The 4,843-nt window shown below is 71.6% G+C and carries 4 protein-coding genes; all 4 read left to right on the top strand.

Features of this window, described 5'->3' with window-relative positions:
* Positions 1 to 2,005: nicotinate-nucleotide--dimethylbenzimidazole phosphoribosyltransferase (gene cobT, locus ACNFOC_RS50995; protein WP_416965796.1), on the top strand; the 2,005-nt coding region annotated here is incomplete at its 5' end.
* A 148-nt stretch (positions 2,006 to 2,153) separates the two neighbouring features.
* Positions 2,154 to 3,386 carry a uroporphyrinogen-III C-methyltransferase gene (gene cobA / locus ACNFOC_RS50990; RefSeq protein ID WP_416965795.1) on the top strand — a complete coding sequence of 411 codons (1,233 nt, stop codon included), beginning with the start codon at positions 2,154 to 2,156 and terminating at the stop codon, positions 3,384 to 3,386.
* Between the two features lie 64 nt (positions 3,387 to 3,450).
* Entirely contained in the window at positions 3,451 to 4,269 is an 819-nt protein-coding gene (locus ACNFOC_RS50985) for a TrmH family RNA methyltransferase (protein WP_019059837.1), read from the top strand.
* Positions 4,270 to 4,277: 8 nt separating this feature from the next.
* Entirely contained in the window at positions 4,278 to 4,673 is a 396-nt protein-coding gene (locus tag ACNFOC_RS50980; RefSeq protein WP_416965794.1) for an NUDIX domain-containing protein, read from the top strand.
* Positions 4,674 to 4,843 lie beyond the last annotated feature (170 nt).

Below are 4,843 nucleotides of genomic sequence, written 5' to 3'. Positions count from 1 at the left end.
GCCCCAGCCCCACCCGGACGACTCCCTCGGCCGCTTCGTGCCGGTGGAAGGCTCCGTGCCCACCACCCCGCACCTCGCGCCGACCCCGCCGCACGCCCTCACCCTCCCCGCGGAGGAACCCTTCGCCGCCGTCCCGGCCCCTCGTGAGGCGGACCCGGCCGACCCGGACCTCGAACCGGAACTCGTACAGCACGCGGACGACCTGGACACCCGGGCCGCGGATCAGGAAGAAGAGAGCACGGCCGTAGTGGAAGACGTACGAGAGTCCACCGGCCCCGCCGCACCCGCCTACGACGACGCCGAGCGCGAGGCCGTGCTGAAGGTCATGCGTGAGCGTCGGGACATCCGGAACGGCTTCCGCAGCGACCCGATCCCGCACGACGTGCTGCTGCGCGTCCTGGAGGCGGCGCACACCGCGCCGTCCGTCGGGCACTCGCAGCCGTGGGACTTCGTCGTCATCCGTTCCGCCGACACGCGCCGGAACATGCACGAACTGGCCCAGAGCCAGCGCGAGGCGTACGCGAAGTCGCTGCCGAAGGGCAGGGCGAAGCAGTTCAAGGAACTGAAGATCGAGGCGATCCTCGACACCCCGGTGAACATCGTCGTCACCGCCGACCCGACCCGCGGCGGCCGCCACACCCTCGGCCGGCACACGCAGCCGCAGATGGCGCCGTACTCCGCCGCCCTCGCCGTCGAGAACCTCTGGCTCGCCGCCCGCGCCGAGGGCCTCGGCGTCGGCTGGGTCAGCTTCTTCGACGAGCGCGAGATGGTCCGCGCGCTCGGCCTGCCGGAACACCTGGAGGTCATCGCGTACCTCTGCGTCGGCTACGTCGACGAGTTCCCGGACGAGCCCGAACTGATGCAGGCCGGCTGGTCCAAGCGCCGCCCGCTGTCGTGGGTCGTGCACGAGGAGACGTACGGCCGCCGGGCGCTGCCCGGCGAGGACCCGCACGACCTCCTCGCCGAGACCGTCGCCGGGATCCGCCCACTGGACGCGAAGGCGCTCGGCGAGGCGTGGGAGCGGCAGAAGCGGATGACGAAGCCGCCGGGTTCGCTCGGCATGCTGGAGATCATCTCCGCGCAGCTGTCCGGGCTGTCCCGGCAGTGCCCGCCGCCGATCCCGGAGCCAGCGGCCGTCGCGATCTTCGCCGGCGACCACGGTGTGCACGCGCAGGGTGTCACGCCCTGGCCGCAGGAGGTGACCGCCCAGATGGTCGCCAACTTCCTTGGCGGTGGCGCCGTTTGCAACGCGTTCGCGGGCCAGGTGGGCGCCGAGGTGTGCGTCGTGGACGTGGGTGTGGCGTCCGAACTCCCGGCCACGCCCGGCCTGTTGCCCCGCAAGATCCGTGCCGGTACGTCCGACATGACGACCGGCCCGGCAATGTCCCGCGAGGAGGCCAAGCAGGCCATCGAGGTGGGCATCGAGACGGCCCGCGACCTGGTGGCGGCCGGCAACAAGGCTTTGCTCACCGGTGAGATGGGCATCGCGAACACCACCGCGTCCGCAGCCCTCATCTCGGTCTTCACGGACACGGACCCCGCCGAGGTGACGGGCCGGGGCACCGGCATCAACGACGAGACCCTCGCCCGCAAGACGGAGGTCGTGCGCCGCGCGATCGAACTCCACCAGCCGGACCCGGCCGACCCCATCGGCGTCCTCGCCGCGGTCGGCGGCTTCGAGCACGCGGCCATGGTCGGCCTGCTGCTCGGCGGAGCGTCCCTGCGTACGCCGGTGATCCTGGACGGCGTCAGCGCCGGCGCCGCGGCTCTCGTGGCCCGGGCGATCGCCCCCGAGGTCCTCGCGGCCTGCATCGCCGGCCACCGCAGCGCCGAACCGGGCCACGTGGCGGCGCTGAACAAGCTCGGCCTGCGCCCCCTGGTCGACCTCGACCTCCGCCTCGGCGAGGGCACGGGCGCGCTGCTGGCCCTGCCGCTGGTGCAGAGCACGGCGCGGGCGATGCACGAGGTGGCGACGTTCGACTCGGCCGGCGTCACCGAGAAGTAGACCGACCTGGGTGGGGGTGGGGTGGGCACGCGTTCCGTCGCGCCCACCCCACCCCCGCCGTACGCTGAACGCACTCTAAAATCCGCACGTCAGGGCCGCTCCAGAGCCGTAGCGCCCACCGCACGCCCGTCCGAGGAGCCGCACCCTCATGGCCGAAAACCCCGCCTACCCCGTAGGCCTCCGTCTCACCGGCCGCAGGGTCGTCGTCCTCGGCGGCGGCCAGGTCGCCCAGCGCCGCCTCCCGGCACTGATCGCGGCGGGCGCTGACATCCTGCTCGTGTCCCCGGAGGCGACCCCGTCCGTCGAGGCGATGGCCGACGCGGGCGAGATCACCTGGCAGCGCCGCCCGTACGAGGACGGCGACCTGGCCGACGCCTGGTACGCCCTGATCGCCACCGGCGACACCACCGCCAACACCGCCGCCTCCGCCGAAGCGGAAGCGCACCGCGTCTGGTGCGTCCGCGCCGACGACGCCGACCAGGCCACCGCATGGACCCCGGCAACGGGCCACAGCGAGGGTGTCACCGTCGCCGTACTCACCACGAACGCCAGCGGTCGCGACCCCCGCCACACCGCCGCGATCCGCGACGCGGTCGTCGCGGGCCTGCGCGACGGCACGCTCGTCGCCCCGCACCACCGCACCCGCACCCCGGGCGTCGCCCTCGTCGGCGGCGGCCCCGGCGACCCGGACCTGATCACGGTCCGCGGCCGCCGCCTCCTCGCCGAGGCCGACGTCGTCATCGCCGACCGCCTCGGCCCCCGCGACCTCCTCGCCGAACTCCCCCCGCACGTCGAGGTGATCGACGCGGCGAAGATCCCGTACGGCCGTTACATGGCCCAGGAGGCCATCAACAACGCGCTGATCGAACACGCCAAGCAGGGCAAGTCGGTGGTCCGCCTCAAGGGCGGCGACCCGTTCGTCTACGGCCGTGGCATGGAGGAGGTCCAGGCGCTCGCCGAGGCCGGCATCCCGTGCACGGTCGTCCCCGGCATCTCCAGCTCGATCTCGGTCCCTGGAGCCGCAGGCATCCCGGTCACCCATCGCGGAGTCGCACACGAGTTCACGGTGGTCAGCGGCCATGTAGCCCCTGATGACGAACGCTCCTTGGTCGACTGGCCGTCCCTCGCCAAACTGACCGGCACGCTGGTGGTTCTCATGGGCGTCGACAAGATCGGGAAGATCGCCGAGACCCTGATCGCGCACGGCAAGCCGGCGGACACGCCGGTCGCCCTGGTCCAGGAGGGCACGACGGCCGCCCAGCGCCGGGTGGACGCGACCCTGGCGACGGTCGGCGAGACGGCACGCGCCGAGGACGTGAAGCCGCCGTCGGTGATCGTCATCGGCGCGGTAGTCACCGTAGGCCCGAAGACATCTGCGTAACCCCGGGTAACACAACCCGTTCCCAGCCGTTGGCACCACACCCAGGACAAGGCAGTATCACCCTGTGGCCGATCTCATCACCGTTGAGGATCCCGACGACCCGCGCCTGCGTGATTACACGGGCCTGACCGACGTAGAGCTGCGCCGCAAGCGCGAACCGGCCGAGGGCCTGTTCATCGCCGAGGGCGAGAAGGTCATCAGACGGGCCAAGGACGCGGGCTACGAGATGCGTTCGATGCTGCTGTCCGCGAAGTGGGTCGACGTCATGCGGGACGTCATCGACGAACTCCCGGCCCCGGTCTACGCGGTGAGCCCGGAGTTGGCCGAACGCGTCACGGGCTACCACGTCCACCGAGGCGCACTCGCCTCCATGCAACGCAAACCGCTCCCCACGGCGGACGAACTCCTCCAGACCACGCGCCGGGTAGTGGTCATGGAGTCGGTCAACGACCACACCAACATCGGCGCGATCTTCCGCTCGGCGGCGGCGTTGGGCATGGACGCGGTCCTGCTGTCCCCGGACTGCGCGGACCCCTTGTACCGCCGCAGCGTGAAGGTCTCGATGGGCGCGGTCTTCTCGGTCCCCTACGCCCGCCTCGACAGCTGGCCCAAGGGCCTGGAGTCGGTCCGCGAGGCAGGCTTCACGCTCCTCGCGCTCACTCCGGACGAGAAGGCGAAGAGCCTGGACGAGGCGGCCCCGCACCGCATGGACCGGGTCGCTTTGATGCTGGGCGCCGAGGGCGACGGCCTGTCGACCCAGGCCCTGGTGGCCGCCGACGAATGGGTCCGCATCCCCATGGCCCACGGCGTCGACTCCCTCAACGTGGGCGCCGCGGCCGCGGTCGCCTTCTACGCGGTGGCCACCGGCCGCCCCGAACTCTAGGAGCCCGCTTGGCCCAGCGTGAGGCGATCGTCGCCGTCCTCCGTCGAGCGGACCGCGTCCTGGTCATCCGCCGCGGCCCCGACTCGGCCCGCTCCGGCTACTGGGCACCCCTGAGCGGCAAACTCGAACCAGGCGAAACCCAGGAAGAAGCCCTGGTCAGAGAGGTCCACGAGGAGGTAGGCCTGACGGTCTCCCCGCTCTCCAAAGTCTGGGAGTCCGTGACCGACGACGGCACCTTCCGCCTCCACTGGTGGACCGCCGCGGAAACAGGCAACGGCACGATCGTCCCCGACCCGGGCGAGGTCTCCGAGGTCCGCTGGGTCACCCCGGCGGAGTTCCTGACGATGACCCCACTCTTCGACGCGGACCGGGAGTTCTTCGAGCACGTGCTGCCGGGTTTGTAGGCAACACCCTCGCGCCAACTCAGGCTGGCAATCTTCAGGCCGTCCGGTACCTCTCAACACAGGGCCCGCATTAGCCAGCCCGTCCGGTACCTCTGAACACAGGGCCGCATTATTCAGCCCGTCCGGCGTTTGAGGACGAGGCCGTTCAGGCCGATCGGGGGTCTGGGGGC

Source organism: Streptomyces colwelliae, assembly GCF_048158785.1.
GTDB lineage: Bacteria > Actinomycetota > Actinomycetes > Streptomycetales > Streptomycetaceae > Streptomyces.
Note: the sequence above shows the minus strand (reverse complement) of the source record. Positions and strands in the feature narration are given on the sequence as shown.

Excerpts from the sequence above, each read along its gene's own strand:
- cobA (WP_416965795.1), top strand. The coding sequence starts at position 2,154 with ATGGCCGAAAACCCCGCCTACCCCGTAGGCCTCCGTCTCACCGGCCGC.